This is a genomic window from Luteolibacter yonseiensis, assembly GCF_016595465.1.
GTDB lineage: Bacteria > Verrucomicrobiota > Verrucomicrobiia > Verrucomicrobiales > Akkermansiaceae > Luteolibacter > Luteolibacter yonseiensis.
Genome location: NZ_JAENIK010000004.1, coordinates 369,142 through 388,298, shown reverse-complemented (window position 1 = coordinate 388,298; position 19,157 = coordinate 369,142). Strand labels below are relative to the sequence as shown.

Genomic DNA, 19,157 nt, shown 5'->3' with positions numbered 1-19,157 from the left:
GAACCGGGAAAAATGACGATCTCCCTCACCCCCGCTTCCAGATCCCATGCTTCGGCGCGAAGAGCAGGGAGATAACAAATACCAGTGCCTGGACCAGCACGATGCAGCCGCTGGTGGAGGAGCCTTCCATCTTGAAGCTGATGAGAATGCCGGCGACCGTTGAGCATACCGCCGCCGTGACCGCGATGACCAGCATGCGGTCGAAGCGGTCCGTCCACAGGTGGGCGATGCTGCCGGGGGTGACGAGCATGGCGACGACCAGGATGATGCCCACCGCTTGCAGCGAGACGACGATGGCGAGTGAGAGCAATCCCAGCAGGAGGTAGTTCAGGAAACGCTCCGGCAGGGCCAGCACGCGGGCCTGGCCGGGATCGAAGCAGATCAGCAGCAGGTCCCGGCGCAGCACCAGGGTCACCGCGAGCACCACACCGCCCAGACCGAGCGTTTCCCATACCTGTTCCCGCGTGATACCGAGGATGCTGCCGACGAGGATGTGATCCAGATGCATGTCCGACGGCGTCCTGCTGAAAAGCACCAGCCCGAAGGCGAACAGGCCGGTGAAGACCACCCCCATCACGGTGTCTTCCTTCACGCGGCTGTTTTGCTTGATGAATCCCGTGCCCACCGCGCAGGTGAGGCCCGCCGCGAAGGCGCCGATCGAGAGCGGCAGCCCGGCGATGTAGGCCAGCACGATGCCCGGCAGCACCGCGTGGGAGATGGCGTCTCCCATCAGCGACCAGCCTTTCAAAATGAGGAAACACGACAGCACCGCGCACATGGCGGCGACGAGCGACCCGACAAGCAGGGCGTCCCGCATGAAGGCGTATTGCAGGGGTTCCAGCAGGGCGTTCATGGTTGCGGGGCCGCGAGGCGCAGGCGGCGTTTGGCGGCGAGGATGCCGTGTTTCGGTGCGAAGACGAAGGCTGCCAGGAACAACAGCGCTTGGAGCGTGACGATGCAGCCGCCGGTCGCGCCGTTGAAGTAGTAGCTCGAATAGGCCCCTGCGAGCGAGGTGAGCACGCCCATGGCCGAGGACAGCCACAGCATTTTTCCAAAGCGGTCGGTGAGGAGGTAGGCCGTCGCTCCGGGGGTGATGAGCATGGCCACCACGAGGCAGGCACCCACCGCCTGCAGGGCGGCGACGGAGGTGGCGGCGAGCAGCGAGAGAAGGGTGATGTGGAGAAGCCCCGCCCGCAGCCCGAGGGTGCGGGCCTGGTTGGCATCGAAGCAGAACAGCATGAGATCCCTCCATTTCAACACGAGCACCCCCACCGTCACCGCGCTGATGATGGCGACCTGCCAGATGTCCGGATCCGAAACGGCGAGGATGTTTCCCAACAGGATCACCTTCAGGTCCACCCGTGCGGGGAAAAGCGAGATCAGCAGAAGTCCGAGCGCGAAGTAGGCGGTGAAAACGATGCCGATGGTGGCGTCCTCGCGGATCCGGCTTCTCGCCTTGACGAAGGCCATGGTCCCCGCGGCCAGCAACCCGGCGACGAACGCGCCGAGCGCGAACGGCAGGCCGAGGATGTAAGCCACCGCGACGCCCGGAACGACGGCGTGCGAGAGCGCGTCCCCCATCAGCGACCAGCCCTTGAGCGTGACGAAGGAGGAAAGGAATCCGCACGTGCCGCCGACGAGCGCGCTGACCCAGATGGCGCGCAGCATGTAGTCATACTGGAAGGGTGTCAGGAGCTGTTGAAGAAACTCACTCATGCTCTTCGCGGCGTTTTTTCAGCAGCTCGCCGTGTTCCTGGCGGTCCTTGTATTCCAGGTGGCCGTCCTTGCCGAAGACCAGGGGCCGCTCGTCATCGGTCAGGACGCGGACCGTCCGGCCGTCGTGATCCTGGATGGTGGACTCCTCGAACTGGAACTGACGCAGCACGCCACCGAAGGCGGCCGCCAGATTCTGCTCGGTGAAGACATCGCACGTGGGGCCGTAGGCGAGCACCGTGCGGTTGATGAGCACGACCTGATCGCAGAACTCCGGCACGCTGCCGAGATTGTGGGTGGAGACGAGGATGATGCATCCCGCCGTGCGGAGTTCGCGCAGGAGCTGGATGATGGCTTCCTCGGTTTTCACATCCACCCCGGTGAATGGCTCGTCCAGCAGGATCACACGCCCGCCCTGGGCCAGCGCGCGGGCGAGGAACACCCGCTTTTTCTGCCCGCCGCTCAGCTCGCCGATCTGGCGGTCCTTGAACTCCCACATCGAGACACGGCGCAGGCTTTCCTCCACCTTCGCCTTGTCCTCCGCGCGGGGGATGCGCAGGAAATTCATCGCGCCGTAGCGGCCCATCATCGCCACGTCCCACACGCTTACGGGGAATTGCCAATCCACCTCCTCGGCCTGCGGCACATAGGCGACGATGTGTTCTTTCAGCGCCGCACGCACCGGCCGGCCGTTGATCTTCACGCTGCCGGACTTCGGTTTCACGAAGCCCATGATGCTCTTGAACAAGGTGGACTTGCCGCTGCCGTTCACCCCCACCAGCGCGCAGATGGTGCCCGCCCCGAGTTGGAACGAGGCGTCGCGCAGGGCGAGGTGCCCGTTGGCATAGGCCACCGACACGTCATCCACGACCAGGCGCAGAGGTTCGTTCATGGCGGGTTGAGAAATCCTTTCACGATGGTGTCGGCGTTGGTTTCCAACAATTTCAGATAGGTAGGTGCGGGTCCTGCGGAATCCGTCAGGGAGTCCACATACAGCACTCCGCCGTAGCGCGCGCCGGTTTCCTTCGCCACCTGGCGGGCCGGTTTGTCACTCACCGTGCTTTCGGAAAAAATGACGGGAACCTTGTTGGACCGGACCCCGTCGATGACGGCCTTCACCTGCTGTGGCGTGCCCTGGGCATCGGCGTTGATGGGCCACAGGTAGAGCTGCCGCAGTCCGTAGTTCGCGCAGAGGTAGGAAAACGCGCCTTCGCTGGTGACGAGCCAGCGCTGGTCCTCCGGGATGGCGGCGAGCTTCTGCCGGACAGGCTCGTCCAACGCCTTGATCTTCGCGGTGTAGGCGGCGGCGTTCGCGTTATAGGTGGCCTCGTTCGCCGGGTCCATTTTCACCAGGGCCTTGCGGATGTTTTCCACATAGATCACCGCGTTGGACGGGGACATCCAGGCGTGGGGGTTCGGCTTGCCGGTGTAGGGACCCTCCGTGATGCCCATGGGCGTCACTCCCTCCGTCAGCACGGCGCTCTGGACATCGCGCACGTTGGTGAAGAATTTTTCGAACCACAGTTCCAGGTTCAATCCATTCCACAGGACGAGATCCGCCGACTGGGCCTTCAAGATATCCCTGGGCGTGGGATCGTATCCGTGGATCTCGGCACCGGGCCGGGTGATGGAATCGACTTCCGCCGCATCCCCGGCCACCTCCCTCGCCATGTCGGCGATGATGGTGAAGCTCGTGACCACCCGCTTTTTCCCGGAAGTGGATTTTTTTGGATCGCCGCAACCGCTGGCGAGAAGGGCGCACAGGCCGACAGCGAGACAGAGCACGCTTCGTCTGGAAAAGGGCCGCAGGGCACCGGATTTCATGGGAATCATCATGGCACGTTTCATATTCGCTTCAATGTAGAATTTTAGATGAGGCTAAATTTTTGGTCAAAACTTCGTGCTGGCTCCCAGGAACGGGGTGAAATCGGCGGATGCGTCCGTCAGACCGAGGCGGATTCCTCCGTCGAGCTGGCAGGTGGATGTGACAGCCCATGTCATGCCAGTGTTGAAATAAGCTTCATAGGCCGAGCGGGATCCGGCGTCCGCCACGCTGACGAGTTCGAGAAAGATGGCGGTGTTTTCCGTGATCCCATGACTGGTGGTGGCGGAGGCCACGCCAACCAGATGGTGGCCGCCGCCGTCGTCGTCCGCCACCAGATCCAGTTCCGCCATGACAGCGCAGGACCACCCGGATGGGCCGTCGAAACCGAACGGAACGATCAGTCCACCTTCGAACTCGTCATTTCCGAGATCGCCGTTCGCGGTCGGGATTTTGACAAACGGCATGATCGCGAGCGCGGTGGAACCCGAATCATTTCCCCAGAGATTGCGTTTCAGACGGATTTCCACGTCTCCGAAGCCTTCGCCTCCATCCCGGACACGGGTGTAGAATGGCGTGACGACTTGCAGGTCCGTGGAGGCATCGAGGCCGATTTTCGAATTCAGTTCCGCAAGGGAGAAGCCGTCGTGCGAGGCGTTCGCCACTTCCATTTCAAATTGGAAATGCCCGGCGTCGACGGTGCGGGGGCTTTCGGTGGTATCCGGGCGGTCGGTGCTGAGGGGGCGCAGTTCGGCGGCGGATACGGAGGCTGCGGAAAGACCGCACGCGAGCAGGTGTAGGGGATTCATGAATAAAAATTAGTCTAGGCTAAGTTTAGTAATCAAGCCTAAATTTAAAATTAGAGCCACGATGATTGAAAGGTCTTCCGAAAGCGGTCGATGAAGGGCGTGAAACCGTCACCCGCGGAAGCGCTGCCCGGAGTTCAAGCTCCAGCTTGCCATCCGCCGGGGCGGGTGAAAGAGCACGATGAATCGTGAACTCCGGACGGTCGTCGGGCCTCAGGCGTTTTCTTTCGAAGGCTCACGCTTCCGGAGGCCCGGGGAAATGCGAATCATTGCCGTCAGGCTTGGCCGTCTATCCTCGGGAGGCTGCGTTAACAGGCACCGCATCGGTCAGGAAGGGAGGCCGGTGGTGTCACTCGTCATCGATCTGCAGCCGCCGCGGACGGGGCAGCGGGATGCCATCTTCGATGTCGGTAAGGTCCAGGCTGTCGAGCACGTTCGTGCGGTGGCGGACGAAGCCTCCCTCGGCGGAGGTGGCGGCGAAGCTGGGGACCTCCGTGTGATAGGGATCGTCGCCGATGAGGGTGGGTTCCTTCGGGCGGACGGGGACGGCATCGAGCGCGGGCAGGTTCAGCGCGGTTATGTCGGGTGCGCCTCCTTCGCTGGTTCCGCCGGAGTGGATGGAGCAGAAGGGAAGCTTCTCGGTGCCCCTGCGGAAGTATTCGCCCACTGCGGTGGAACGGGACTGGATCATGCCCGTGTTCACGTTTTCCTCGTGCTGCTGGCAGAACTGGGTGGCCCGCTCGCCGGATACGGTGCAGACATTCACCTCCACGACGCTGTCGGGCGGGGTGAGTTGTCCGCCGCCGAACGAGGGAGCGGCGGCATTCATGGTTTTCTGCCAGACGGGCATCGAGAGATCCCGGCCGAAGGCACCGGGGTAGATGGCCCCGTCATTGCCCAGGAATCCCGTCCAGACGCCGCAGGTCACGCGCTTGTTGTAACCGATGAACCAGGTGTCCGCGAAGTCATGGGTGGTGCCGCTCTTGCCCGCGCCGCTGAAGTTCTTCTCCAGCATCCCGTCGAGCACGCCCTTCGAGCTTCCACGGAAAAGCGAGCCGACCATCATGCTGTGGACCTGCCAGGCGGTGGCCTCGTCGATGACATCGCGGGTCGGCTGCGGCTGTCTCTGGCGGCGGTAAACGACGCGGCCTTGGGAATTCTCGACGCGGTCGAGATAGACCAGTTTTTCAGGTCCGGATTGTCCGCCGCGAGGGAAGGTGGTCATGGCGCGGACGGCCTGCTTCATGGAAACCTCTTCGAAGCCGACGGCGAGGCGGGGCAGGAGTTCCGCTTTTTGCAAGGGCAGGCCGAAGGAGACCGCGGTGTCGACGACCCGCTGGAGGCCGGTCGCCCCGGCGAAGCGCACGGTGGCGGCGATCTTGGAATTTTCCAACGCCTTGCGCACCGGGATCTTTCCTTCGTAGACCGGTGAGGAAACCTCCATGCCCCACTCTCCGAGGATGCCCTCGCGGCCGCCGACCATGACGGCGCGGTTGTCCATCGGCTCATCCTCCACCAGAGATGCGGGTGTCTGGCCGCCGCTCAACCCGGCCGCGTAGATGTAGGGGAAAAACGCGGTGCCGAGCGGACGCTTGCCAAGCTCGATGAAATCGTAAGGGACCTGCGCGTAATCCCGCCCGCCGACGTGGGCGAGGACCTCGCCCGTGTCATGGTCGATCATGAGCACCGCGCCCTGCAGGTATTCGGCGGGTTTCGGGCTGCCCTTGCGATAATCGCGGTACTTGGGATGGGTGTAGCCCGGCTGGGCTTCCGCTTTTTCCAGGCTGTCGAGCAGGGCCTGTTGGGCCGCGTTCTGGGCCTCGGCGAGAATGGTGGTGTGGACCTTGAATTTCCCGGACGCCAGCGCGTCCTCACCCAAAGCGAGACCGACCGCTTCCGCGATGCGTTCATACAAGTGGGTGGTGCCGCGGCGCAACGGCTGTGAGTTCAACCGCAGCGGCAGGGCCCTGAGGCGGGCGAGCTCGGACGAGGAGATAAAGCCCTCCTCGCGCATCCGGCCGAGCACGTAGTTCCGGCCGGTGCGGTTCACCTCCGGATTGTTCAGCGGGGAGCGGGCGTTCGGGTTCTTGATCAGGGTGACCAGCGACGCGCATTCCTCGGTGGTCAGCTTCATCGGCTCCTTGCCGAAATACCCCAGCGATGCCGAGCGGATGCCGTAGAATCCGCTGCCGAAGTAGATGCGGTTCAGGTAGAAATTGAGGATCTGCTCCTTGGTATACCGGTCCTCGATGCGGCGGGCGAGGAAGGCCTCCACCAGCTTCCGCTGGATGGTCGTTTCCTTGCGCTGCTTCGCTTCCTCCTTGAGATTGTAGGCATTCCTCGCGAGCTGCTGGGTGATGGTGCTGGCCCCCTGGTTCCCGCCCTGCGCGTTCAGGATTCCGGCCCGCACGATGCCGATGTAGTCCACACCATGGTGCGTGAGGAACCGCGAGTCCTCTCCGGCCCGCAGCGTCTTGATGAAAATCTCCGGCACCTGCTCGATCGGGATCACGCTGCGGTTCTGCACGAAGATGCGGCCGATCTCCTTGCCATTCCGGTCCAGGATGATGCTCGGCTCTTCCAGCTCGTTGATGCGCTCCAGATCATAGGTGCCCGCGCGGAGGCGGTAGTCGCGGGTATAGGCCTCGGCGAAGATCCCGCCCGAGACGGCACCGATGATGCCCAGCAGGATGAGCGTGAGCCAGAAGCCTTTACGCATGAAGAACCAAGGCTTACTGTTCTTCCTCTTCCGATTCGAATTTTGAATTTTAGCCATGCCTGATCCTGATTCATCACCGCCACTTCGAGCGGTAAAGCGTGCGACACCCTACCGGAACGAAACGCCGCCCGCAACCCCTTCGTTGGAAGCGGTTCTGCATGAAAAGATCGCGGACGAGGGGCCTCTGCGGTTCGTGGATTTCATGGCACTCGCCCTCTACGAACCCGGGCTCGGCTATTATTCACGCGGCACCCGCCAGGTCGGGCGTGGCGGGGATTTCTTCACCAGCGTCAGCGTCGGACCGCTCTTCGGCCGCCTGCTCGCCCGGCGTTTCCTCCGCGAGTGGGAGAAATTGGGATCGCCCGGCCGCTGGCGGATCATCGAATGCGGCGCACACGACGGGACCCTCGCGGGCGACGTGCTCGGGGAGATTTCCCGGATCCATCCCGTGGCGTTTTCCTCGCTGGAATACGTGATCCCCGAGCCTCTCGCGCGGCTCCAGGCGGCCCAGCGCGAAACGCTCGCGGCCTTTTCGGAAAAGACGCGCTTCATTTCAGACGCCGGAGAGCTTGCCACCGATCCCCTGCCGGGCATCGCCTTCGGAAACGAATTGCTCGACGCGCTGCCGTTCCACGTCGTCGAACGGAAATCCGGCGGCTGGCGCGAGTGCCGCGTCGCCAAGGGGCCGGACGGAATTTTCACCTGGGGGACCGACCATGAAATCACGGATGCCACCCTGCTCACGGCGCTCGCCGGACTCGGCACGGATTTCCCGGATGGCTACCGCACCGAAGTCCGCACGAACTTTCGTGACTTCCTCGCGCCGCTCGCCCGCGGCCTTTCCTCCGGCCTCATGATCTGGCCGGACTACGGATTCGCCCGGCCCGAGTATTACCTGCCGGAGCGGAAAGCCGGCACGCTGCGCACCTTTTCCAACCACCGCGCCGCGGAAGACCCGTTCGAGAGGCCCGGGGAAATCGACATCACCGCGCACGTGGACTTCACCGCCGTCGCCGAAGCCGCGCTCGACCTGGGCGGCAAGCCCCTCGTTTTCAAGAACCAGGGATCATGGCTCACGGAAAACGGGCGTGACTGGCTGCTCTCGCTGGAAGGAAACCCGGATCTCGCGGCGCTCCGCCAGTTCCAGACGCTCACCCACCCCGCCCACCTCGGCGGAAGCTTCCACGTGCTGGAGATTTCGTGGAACCAGCCGGCGGACGAAATCCCCCGGGACGCCCGCCACCGCCTCGCATTGAGTGCTTGCCCCGCGCCCGCGTCCCGGTAGAGTCGCCCCGCAAGCCGGGATGGCGGAATTGGTAGACGCGCCAGATTTAGGTTCTGGTATCGAAAGGTGTGCAGGTTCGAGTCCTGTTCCCGGCACTTTTTCCGAGATGGGGAAGCTTCCGATTTATTCGGTGATAAAGAATAAGTTGCATGTGGTCTCGGCTCAATTTCCAACGCTCGTAATTTCCACGTGAAACGTCTGGCAGGTGGCATGCAGGAAAGCGATCGCTCCCCGTTTTTCGACAATCACGTCAACCCGGGAATGGGCGGGGAGGACGGAGCCGCAGGTTTCAAATACCACTCCGATGGGCGGCGTTCACGTCGATCTCGTCTTCATGTTTCCCGGGGGCGGGTTTCGAGGCATAACATTCACGGGAGCCTATTGGCATATCTTGGTTTGCGAGGGTCTGTGAAGGGAGAAGAGCTCTGGAAATTTCCGAATTGGAATGCGGAGGTCGATGCTCGGGGCCATTGAGACTCTCGGGTGTTGCGGACGATGAGGGCGCCGGCATCCTGCCTTTTTGACGGAAAAGTTTTTTTTCATATCCGTTCCGATATTGAGAATGGATGTCATCTTTCAGGCGGTACAATCCACTCAACTTGAAACTTCAAGAAATCGATGGTTAGTCAAATGTTCGCAATAGTTGTGACCAAATCGGAACTGTTTTTTTAAGGCGGCAACGTCGCCAAAAAAAGATGTTGAATCCCCACAAACGTTGATTCAGTGACCTGCCCGCGTTTGCAAGCACGGGCGGTCGCCCGGGTTCATCCAATCGGACCGAAAGTTGTGCTTCCGCCATCCAACCATCGTTTTCCCCGATCTCAATCACCGCCATGAAAATCAACCTCAAAGCCGTTCTCGCCTGCTTTCCGCTCAGTGCCGTTCTCATATGGTCCGCGGCGGCGCAATCTTCCAACGAATCCTCCGAGGCCTCCCAGGATGAACCAGTGGTGTCCGGAACAAGCGCCGAAATCGTCGCGGAAATGGAGCAGGCTGCCTCGGAGATCCGGACGCGGCTTCACATGCCCGCGTTGCTGGACGTCACTGAGGATCCCGAGCGTGAGGCGGAAATCGCGGAGCTTTACCGCTCCGGATGGATCATCAAGGCGACCGTCGAGGAAGTCGAGGCAGCCATCGAGGCCGCCGCCGCAACTCCCGATCTCGAAGATGACCGGGCCGCGCAGGTGCTGGCGCACCGCGCCTCGTGCCGCTATTTCCTCGAAGAGTGAAAACAATTCAGCCCAAAGACATTTTCCAGATCATTATGAAAATCAACAAACCTTTCGCCGTCGTTTCCGCTGTTGCCCTGTTATTGGCGCTGGTGGCCTGGAGTCCGCCAAGCAGCGAGGATATCGTCGTGGGATCCACCGCGCTCACGAGTCCCAACGGCGCGATCATAGTGGTAGGATCGGGCAGTTCCGGAAAGTCCCGGGGCTCCGTGATCGTCGGCAGCAATCACCTGGTGAGCGACGATCCGGACCGATCCGACCGATTGGGAACCATCATCAGCGGCACCGCGAATACCGTCGACGCGACCGCGTCGCTTGTTTCTGGTACCAACAATGTTGCCAAGAGGCCGGGAACAACGGTTGATGTCAAATCCAGCGGGATAATCGGAACCGACAACAACATCAGCAACGCCCACGGTTACATCATGGGAGGATTCAACAACGTTTCCGGCGATTATGGCGTCGCCCTTGGTGTTTCAAACACGGTCACGGGTGCCTATGGCAGCGCCTTGGGCAGCGGGCTGAGCGCGACACAGAACAATTCCGTGGCGGTTGGCGTTTGGAACGCACCCATGGTTTCCGGTGATTTGTTCGTGGTCGGAAACGGCAGCTCCACCACCCAATCCACGGCGTTCCGCGTTACAAAAGCCGGAGATGTCATGGTGACAAAGGCCCAAGGGGACATCTCCATGGGCGCTTACGGCAACTGACAGGGTTCCGTCCAAGACCCTTGTGTGTGAATGAGGCGGCTCAGGCCCGTCGTGGGCCGTCGTTTTTTAATTTTTCGTTTTCCTGCAGAATTATGTCTGATCATGTTTCCCTTCCGAAGAAGGCTCTTGCCGTCTTTTTGAACTTCGCTTTCCTCCTCAACCAGGTTTATGCGGCCGTGCCTTCCCAATGGCGGGTCGTGCAGCCGGACTGGTGGAGCGACAGCGATACATTGGTGGTCGATCCAGGTATGGGCGCGCCGGTCAACTACGGCCTCGCCAACATCGGCCAGGCGAAGTGGATGGTGTCGCAGGCGTTGAAGGCTTTGGAAGCGACCGCGCCGGGGACCGCCACCGCGATCCGGGCGGATCTCTCGGGGATCGTCGATCTGGCCGTCCCGTCCCCCATCACACAGGAATGGCGGGACAAGCAGAATTCCGTGCTGCTGGTGGGGCAGTTGAAGGCTCTGGCGACGCCGTTCTACACCCGGCTGAACCAGGTGGCCCCCGCGTGGTTGGACAAGGAAAGCGCCTCGCCTTCGGAGCTGGGCCAGTTGCAGTTGAACGGGACCAAGGATACCGCCGCAGGGGCGGAGAACCATTACCTGCCATGGAGCCTCGCGAGCGGGGACGACAAGAACAAGGCGATCGCGACCATCGGCCAGCTCAAGGCGGTGTTTTCCCTGCGGTTCGAGCACCTGCTCAACATCGACAGCGACGGGGACGGCATGACGGACCTTTGGGAGGTGGGAAATGGATCGAATCCCAATCTTTATGACCGGAATTCGATCAAGCCCGGAACGTCGGATTCGTTTTATAACCTGTATCTTAGGTCTTTGGGTGTCGGAAGCGAGGGATACGCCAGCGCTCCACCTCCGGGACTGGGAACCATTCCCGGGCTCACCCTTGAGGAGGAGGCTCCCCACAGGCCGGTGACGGCTCTCAAGGGATCCCTTTCGGTCGGTGCCGACGGCTCGGCGAATTATTCGATCCCGATCGATATTCCGAAGGGCACGGCGGGCATGGAGCCAAAGCTCAGCCTGAGCTATTCGAGCGGCGCGGGCAACGGCGTGATGGGGGTGGGCTGGAGCCTCGGCGGCCTCCAACGGATCACCCGCGGGCCGTCTTCGGTGGCGAAGGACGGCTTTTATGATCCGATGAATTTCGACGTACAGGGCGACGGCGGCACGAAGGACCGTTTCTTCCTCGACGGCGAGCGCCTGATTTGTGTGGAGGGCGTCTATGGTGCCGCGGGATCGGTGTATCGCACGGAGATCGATTCGTTCGCCCGCATCACCGCGGTCGGGGCCGGGCCAAGCTCCTGGAAAATGGAGACGAAGGCGGGCCTGATCGTCACCTTGGGTGCGACGACGAACTCGAAGCTGTCGTTGGGAAGCGGACCGGTGGCGTGGTGTGTGGACAAGGTGTCGGACACGCTTGGCAACTATTACACGGTGGACTACCTGCGCGATGATCCGCTTTCGGCGAATTTCGATTTCACCGACCACCGTGTGTCGACGATCAAATATACGGGGAACGCGAACGGCCTCGCTCCTTACTGCAGCATCGATTTCACTTACGAGGACCGTCCGGACATCAGCCGTTCGTTCAGCGCCTACTCCGGTTCGCGCATGACCCTGCGGCTGGCGAAGATCAGGGTGAAGACGGGAGGATACGTCAACCACGACTATGTTCTGGAATACGAGGTTTCCGATCAGAGCCGCAGGTCGATGCTGACAAACGTGATGAAGTTCATGAACGGCGGCAGATGGGTGGAGCCCACCCGGTTCGTCTATGACGGCCTGCAGGACTCCGATCCGCTCTGGAAGAATCCCGGTGCCACGAGTGTCCCGACCTACAGCGACGGCCTTGACGCGAGCGACGAGGTGAATTCCATGGTCTCGACCTATGATGGGAATACCTCCATCAGGCTTGCCGGAGACGCGGCGAGGGCCTACAAGATACCGGATACCACGATCTACCCTGACACCCGCATCACTTTCGAGGTGAGTTCCGGCGGGCTGGATACCGGTGCCTTCATCGGGCTTGATGGGGACGCCACCTACCAGAGTTCGGATGCTGCCGCCTTCTGCAGGATCGGCGGCGACGGCTCCACGGTCAAGATGGCGGACGGCGTCAACTTCCCCGGCAACGGGCAGTCCAGAACCTACAATTCCAGCGAGAATTGGAAAACCATCACGCTGACGCCAGGCGCTGACGGAGTCACCGGCGTGAAGAAATACCTCGTGCTGATGTGCGTGGACAATGACGTCGACAACGGCGTGGATTCCGTGGCGTTCCGGAATGTGAAGATCTACCGTTCCGGCTCACAGACGCCGGCGAACGTGGCTGCGGTCGCGTTCGAGACGGACACCCAGCTGCCCCGCTTCACGAACGAGGATGGTGAGGATCTTGGAGTCACCTCGCTGGACCTGGACTCGGACGGCCTGCCGGATCTGGCGGACTGGCGGGTGGTCGACTATCTGAGGAATCCGGATGATTCCCTGACAGCCAAGACCTATGGCAGGGTTTACCGGAACACGGGCGACGGGTTCGTGGTGGGAGAAGGCAACCGTCCGCCGGGATACCTGCCGCTGGGCACGCGCCATGACGATGGAGATGGCTATGACTACAATGAAAAGCACCACCTGCTGGCGCAACCCACGGACATCGACGGCGATGGAGATCTCGATCTCATGGGCTCGGTGAATCTCAAGACAAGTTCGGACGAGAGCTACCTGAAAAACGAATACACGTTCTATTCCTTCGACGGCACCGCATGGATTGAAAAGACCGGATGGAAGCTCCCGTTCTACATGGACAACACCTCCTCGTCCGCCCCCGACGGCGGATCGAAACGGGACGAGCATTTCCAGTGGGTGGACCTGAATTCCGACGGTTATCAGGACCTGGTCGTGCACACGACGGACAGGGGCCGCCTCTACGACCTGGCCACCGGCACCCAGTTGCTTGATCCGGATTCCAATGATGACCTCGGAGAAAGCTTCGCGTTCATCAACAACGGCAAGGCGGGACCCGGGTGGACCCGCGACAACAAACGCTACCTTCCGGTGCCGCTGATGGAGGATGGCAAGGATGTGGGACGGAGGATTCTCGATCTCGACGGCGACGGGATCCCCGAGATCGCGCAGTCGCGGTACGAGAGCGGAACCCTGGTGAGGCGCAATCATTTCCTGATGAGCAGCGGTTCCTACTTCTGGACCGCGGCGACCACCTCCCACCTCAAGGATCTCCCTACCGGCCTCGTCCTCTCGAACGACAATCCTTCCGACGCGCTGCTGGTGGATCTCAACGGCGACGGCCTGACCGACATGTTGCGTTCGTGCGAGAACAAGGATGGGTTCGACGCCCGGGCATGGATGAACCGGGGAACACGCGCGTGGGACTCGGAAACGGATCCGGGCGGCGACGCATACGCGCAGTTGAGCAGCTACCGGTTCCCTTACCCGCTCCATTTCGAGAGCGACATGGACAACAGCAACTGGCGCATTCCCCACGGCTTCGAGATGGCGGACCTCAACGGCGACGGGCTGGTGGACGTGCTTTATTCGGACGAGAACAATCCGGAAACCAGTGGCAGCGACAACCTCGCCTTCCTGAACACGGGCGATGGTTGGAAAGCGAAGGAAACCTGGGGCGTGCCCTCTTCCGTCCCACGCATCTACACTTCCGAAAGCGAGCGCAAGGACCGCAAGCGCCATTGCAGGCTCCAGGACGTCAATGGCGACGGTTTCCCGGACCTCATCACCGGACTGCTGGGCGGCACGCCGCAGGTCTGGTACAACAACTGCCGCCCGGAGGTCCTGATCTCCGTCACGGATGGTCTCACCTCGGAATTGAAGGTGGATTACAAGCGGTTGAACGACCCTACGCCGATCGCCGGATTCGACAACCACCGCGTCTATGAAAAGGGCGACTCAGCGCTGCCCGCCGGACAGTCCCGAGTGATCGACTCGCGCCTCGTCGTTTCCTCGTATTCCGAGCCGGACGGCAGGAATGGCAGACGCGTGAGATACCAGCGCTATGGCGACCTGCGTTACGACCGTTACAACGAAAGCTCGCTTGGATTCGGCTGGATCGAGGCCAAGGACGGCTTGAACAGCCAGATCACCCGCACGGAAACCCACAGGTCCTTCCCGTTCGGCGGTTCTCCCATATGGACCCAAACATGGGCACTCGTAGGAGCCGGGGACATGGCCCCGACTGTACCGGCGATCGGCACCGTCCCGACCGGCAAGAGGTTGCTTTCCGAGGAAACGGCGGAATATTCCCAGATGCCGTCCTCGTCCGGTGTCGGCGGCACCGTCCGCCGTCCGGTGCAGACCAAGTCGGTGAAAACCTTGTATGATCTCGCCGGGACGAAGGTTTCCCAAACCACCACCACGCAAGCGGTGGGGGACTTCGATCCCTACGGGTTCGTGAACAAATCCACCGTGGCGTCGCTGGACGGCACGCAGGTGGTGACACAGAGCGCCTACGACAACCTCACCACCTCCGGCCGCTGGTACCTGGGCCGTCTCCGGACCACCACCGTCACCAAGTCCGGCGGGGGCAGGCCCACGCTCGTGAAGAATTCCGCCTTCGACTATTACGAGACCACCCACGGACTTCTGAAGACCGAGACCATCGAGCCGGGCAGTCCCCTTGCTTCCACCAAGACATACACCTACGACACCTCCGGAAACATCACTGCCACCAGTGTCACCGGCTCCGGCATCACCCGCACCAGCACCTCGGAATACGACTCCCGCAGGCGGTTCGTAACCAGCGAGTCGAACCAGCTCAATCACACGGTCAGATACCGGTATGACCAGCAGAGCGCGCTGCTGCGCTCCACCACCGACATCAACGGCCTGACCACGCGTTTCGAGTACGACCTGTATGGCACCCGGGTCCTGACCCGGCATCCGGACGGGACCAAGACCGGAGAGTCCACCGGTTATTATAACAACGATCCCGAAAAGGACCCGACGCCCCTCCCCTCCACGGTGCTGTCCTACCTCAACGCCCCCGGCGAGATCAACCCTGTCGGCATCCGGTATTACCGCGCCACGCAGACCTCCGGCAGCCCCGTCGCCATCGTCTATCTGGATCCCTATGGCCGGGAGGTCGCCACCGCGACCACCATCCTGCGGAGTTTCGTTGGCGGCCTTTCCTCCTACTCCAAGATCTACACCGTCACCCGTTACGACAGTCTGGGGCGGAAGGTGTACATCACGGAACCCTTCGCTGCTGGCGAGGTTCCGCGCTTCACCGCAATCAGGTATGACGTGGTCGGTCGCGTGTTGAGCACCACCCACCCGGACCTGACGACCGACCAGGTGGAGACATTCTCCACGGTGGCCGACCTCGTCAATCCGCTGAGCTATTCCCTATCGAAAACCTCCGACGGCCGCTACCTCCAGCGCTGGGAGGACCAGCACGGGCGCATGGTCCAGAGCTGCGATGCCTCAGGCTTGGTGACGAGGTTCATCCACGACCAGGAAGGCAGGGTCGCCACCGTCGAGCTGGGCGGCACCGAGGTCCTGCGGAACCAGTTCGATATCTTCGGCAACAAGTACCAGGTCTGGGAAACCAACTCCGGTACTTCCTCCTCCGCCTACAACGCCTTCGGCGAGGTCACCAGTTCCACCAATGCGAACGGCAAGGTCACGAACTACTTCTACGACGTGCTCGGCCGCGTCGAACGGGTGCAGAAACCGGATGGGGAAGGGGACTATTACACCTTCTATGACCAGGCGCTCGGCGCGGGCAAGGGCAAGCCGTGGAAAACGACCGGACCGGACCACTATCAGGAAACCGTCGCTTACGATTCGCTCGGCCGCCCCGGCGTCGCCACCAAGACCCAGGTCGCCCCCGGGCAGACGCTTCCGGAAACGTCCTCGACCATCACCTATTATGACGCCCTCGGCCGCGTCTCCAGCGAGACGGACGCCGGAGGCCTCACCATCGTGCACACCTACGATTCCACCTGGTCCTTCCCCACCAAGCTCACCATCGGCCCGGGCATGCCGGGGGCTGGCAAGGACCTGTGGAAGGCGGGCGAATACGACTCCAGGGGCCGCGCCACCTCCCAGTTCCTCGCCCAGGACGTCGCCACCACGTCCACCTACCATCCGGTCAAGGACCAGCTCGCCACGCTCACCGCGAGCCGTGCGGGAACCAACCTGCAATCGAAGGCCTACACCTGGTATGACAATAAAAACCTGTGGACCCGCACCGACGTGCTCAAATCGCTGTCCGAGACGTTCGAATACGACAATCTCAACCGCCTGACCAAGACAACCAGCTCCGGTTCGGGAGTGCCCCCCGTAGCCATCTACGGATATGCGGCGAATGGCAATTTGGAATCCAGGCCCGGCGCCACGCTGACCTATGCCGGCACCAGGCCCCACGCGGTCTCCAGTGCCACGATCAAGGGCTTCACCCGGAACTACGTTTACGATGACGCCGGCTACGTCAAAAACGACGGCAGGCGGGAATACAAGTGGACCTCCTTCGGGCAGTTGAAAGAGCTGAAATACGCGTCCGCCCCCGCCTTGCAGGATTTGAACGGTGTCCAGATCTACGCCGCCGGCGGCCAGGTCGAGAGCAAGTTCAGTTTCGACGCCGGAGGCAACCGTGCGGGCCAGCTCAAGGAACGCCTCGCAGCGGACGACAGCCGCCTGTTGGAGGAAACCCTCTACCTCGGCAGCTACGAACGGGAGATCCACAGCAGCAAGGCCAGCTCGGGTGCGACACCGGTCATCACGCGCACCGTGCACCGGCACAACATCGGCGGCTTCGCGGTCTACACCCGCACCGTCAAGCCGGGCATCCCCGTCGAGACGAAGCTAACGACCATCCTGAAGGACCACCTCGGATCCACCGATGTCCTCCTCACCGGCACCTGGAACGGCACCGACTTCGCCAGCCAGACCATCGAGGAGCAATCCTTCGACCCATGGGGCGAGCGGCGCGCCGCCGGAAACCTCAACAATTTCCGTACCAGCGACAGCAGCGCCTTCCGCACCAGCGCGAGGGACTACGACCGCGGCTACACCGGCCACGAACAGCTCGACGACAGCGGCCTGATCCACATGAACGGCCGCCTCTACGACCCTGAACTGGGCCGCATGCTCAGCCCGGACCCGTACGTGCAGGTGCCGGAGTATTCGCAGAACTTCAACCGCTACAGCTACGTGATGAACAATCCGCTGAACATGACCGACCCTAGCGGCTTCAGCTGGCTGAGCAAGGCGTTCAAGAGCGTCGGCAACTGGCTCAAGGAGAACTGGAGGACCGTGGTGGTGATCGTGGTGGCAGCAGTTTTGACCATCGTCTCCGCCGGAACATTGAGCGGATTCGGGGCCGCGCTGTATGCGTCGGCAGCGGGTGTGGCGGCAACCAGTACCGCGGCTACTCTGGCAGGCTACGCTTTCGCTGGAGCGGCGATAGGAGCGGTGACCGGAGGGCTGGGAGCAGCGCTGGCGGGCGGGAATTTGGGAGATGTCTTGCGCGGGGCCATGATAGGTGGTATCTCCGGAGCGCTCACAGGAGCGATGCACATGGTGGGAGGAACTGCAAATCTGGATGCGCTGAATATCGCAGGACATGGCGTCATAGGCGGAGCATCCAATGTCGCCATGGGAGGTAAGTTCGAAGATGGCTTTCTTTCCGCCGCCGCCTCGGCCGCGACGACCGTCAGCGGTTTGACCGATCCCGGGAGCGAAGTGGGCGCGAATTTAAAATTCACAGGCCGAACCGCAGTCGCATCGATTGCTGGAGGGACGGCTTCAGTCCTCGGAGGAGGGAAATTTGCGAATGGAGCGACCACTGGGGCAATGAGTCACCTGTTGAATGCCGAAGCTCCACGCATAGGCGCGAGGTTGACATATTATGTAAAGGAGCGCATGCTTACGTTCTATAATCCTGAAAATGACGATGCGGCTGTATTCAGAATGAACTCCGGAGCAGGGGACTACAGGACAGGCCGGCTTTCGACTGAAGAGTATCCGGATATGACAAATGACCCTGACTATGAAGGCTTCAGGGCGTTGGGAAGTACCGGGCCGGCGGGGCCCCTGCCCCGCGGTGAATACAGAATAGGCGCCAACGATGCAAAAAAGGCCGGATATAAAACATTCGCGCTGTATCCACAGGATGACACTCCAAGCGATCTTTTCATTAAGGTCAGAAATCCGAGAACCGGGCTTATGAATTCCCGGTCGGAGTTCCTGATTCATCTGGGAACTCCCGGGGGGATAGGATGTATTGTTGTCCCTAATCCGGGCGGGACAGGAGCTCCAACTTTTGAAAGATTTTTGAATTATATGGAGCGCGTCAAACCTAGCGGATCTACGTATGGTTATGTGAAAGTTGTAGGAAGCATGTATGATTAAAATATCAATAATTTTTACTCTTTTGATTTGTTCATGTGCGTCTGTTCATCCGATTGGTGGCGATAATGTCGTGCGAAGCGAGGTTCGTCTGATTTTGAATAACTTCGAATTATATCGAAACAATCCTCTAAACGAAGGAGGAAATGAAAACTCCGTTTTTGAGCCCTCATTTTACCCTGTGGAGTCAGATCGCCCCAGTTGGATGCGGGGTGGCGAAGGAGCGTGGCTTGTCCTGACGGCATTGATAGGATCAGACCCCGCATTTGATGAAAATAATTGGATTTCGTTTTTTCATGGTTTGCCACTCGAGGGGAGGGATAAGGTGAGAAACAAAATGCTCATAGTAACTGCTAGGGAATACTCGCGCATTTGCAGTAGGTATGGAGTGCCGCCTTTTGTTGATTATCAAGAATTTAAGAAAAAGATAAGGACTTATTCAAAATGTGACAACCACCCGCAGTAGACGTGTCACCC

10 protein-coding genes and 1 tRNA gene are annotated in these 19,157 nt (G+C 61.1%); 5 read left to right on the top strand and 6 right to left on the bottom strand.

What is annotated here, in order from left to right; all coding sequences use genetic code 11:
- Window positions 1–25 precede the first annotated feature (25 nt).
- The 6 genes from JIN84_RS03220 to JIN84_RS03195 form a co-directional block, all read right to left on the bottom strand.
- Window positions 26–853, bottom strand: coding sequence for a metal ABC transporter permease (locus tag JIN84_RS03220; protein ID WP_200349564.1), 828 nt, complete (start codon window positions 851–853; stop codon window positions 26–28).
- Window positions 850–1,716 carry a metal ABC transporter permease gene (locus JIN84_RS03215; RefSeq protein WP_200349563.1) on the bottom strand — a complete coding sequence of 289 codons (867 nt, stop codon included), beginning with the start codon at window positions 1,714–1,716 and terminating at the stop codon, window positions 850–852. Before JIN84_RS03215 ends, JIN84_RS03220 begins: the two co-directional genes overlap by 4 nt.
- Window positions 1,709–2,605: an ATP-binding cassette domain-containing protein gene (locus JIN84_RS03210; protein ID WP_200349562.1), complete on the bottom strand. Its 897-nt coding sequence runs from the start codon at window positions 2,603–2,605 to the stop codon at window positions 1,709–1,711. Before JIN84_RS03210 ends, JIN84_RS03215 begins: the two co-directional genes overlap by 8 nt.
- Window positions 2,602–3,537 (bottom strand): metal ABC transporter substrate-binding protein, encoded by a 936-nt coding sequence (locus JIN84_RS03205; RefSeq protein WP_325099550.1) that lies wholly within the window; start codon window positions 3,535–3,537, stop codon window positions 2,602–2,604. The genes JIN84_RS03210 and JIN84_RS03205 overlap by 4 nt, the downstream gene beginning before the upstream one ends.
- A 66-nt stretch (window positions 3,538–3,603) precedes the next feature.
- Window positions 3,604–4,344 carry a transporter gene (locus JIN84_RS03200; protein WP_200349561.1) on the bottom strand — a complete coding sequence of 247 codons (741 nt, stop codon included), beginning with the start codon at window positions 4,342–4,344 and terminating at the stop codon, window positions 3,604–3,606.
- Between the two features lie 346 nt (window positions 4,345–4,690).
- Entirely contained in the window at window positions 4,691–7,060 is a 2,370-nt protein-coding gene (locus JIN84_RS03195) for a transglycosylase domain-containing protein (protein WP_200349560.1), read from the bottom strand.
- 55 nt (window positions 7,061–7,115) lie between these two features.
- Between JIN84_RS03195 and JIN84_RS03190 the strand changes: the two genes are divergently transcribed.
- From JIN84_RS03190 to JIN84_RS03170, 5 genes are all read left to right on the top strand, one after another.
- Window positions 7,116–8,345, top strand: coding sequence for a class I SAM-dependent methyltransferase (locus tag JIN84_RS03190; RefSeq protein WP_200349559.1), 1,230 nt, complete (start codon window positions 7,116–7,118; stop codon window positions 8,343–8,345).
- A 13-nt stretch (window positions 8,346–8,358) separates the two neighbouring features.
- A tRNA-Leu gene (locus tag JIN84_RS03185) sits at window positions 8,359–8,440 on the top strand.
- Between the two features lie 738 nt (window positions 8,441–9,178).
- Entirely contained in the window at window positions 9,179–9,574 is a 396-nt protein-coding gene (locus JIN84_RS03180) for a hypothetical protein (protein ID WP_200349558.1), read from the top strand.
- A gap of 35 nt (window positions 9,575–9,609) precedes the next feature.
- On the top strand, window positions 9,610–10,284 hold the full coding sequence (locus JIN84_RS03175) for a hypothetical protein (RefSeq protein WP_200349557.1): 675 nt from the start codon (window positions 9,610–9,612) through the stop codon (window positions 10,282–10,284).
- 92 nt (window positions 10,285–10,376) lie between these two features.
- Window positions 10,377–18,683: an RHS repeat-associated core domain-containing protein gene (locus JIN84_RS03170; protein ID WP_200349556.1), complete on the top strand. Its 8,307-nt coding sequence runs from the start codon at window positions 10,377–10,379 to the stop codon at window positions 18,681–18,683.
- Window positions 18,684–19,157: the final 474 nt, after the last annotated feature.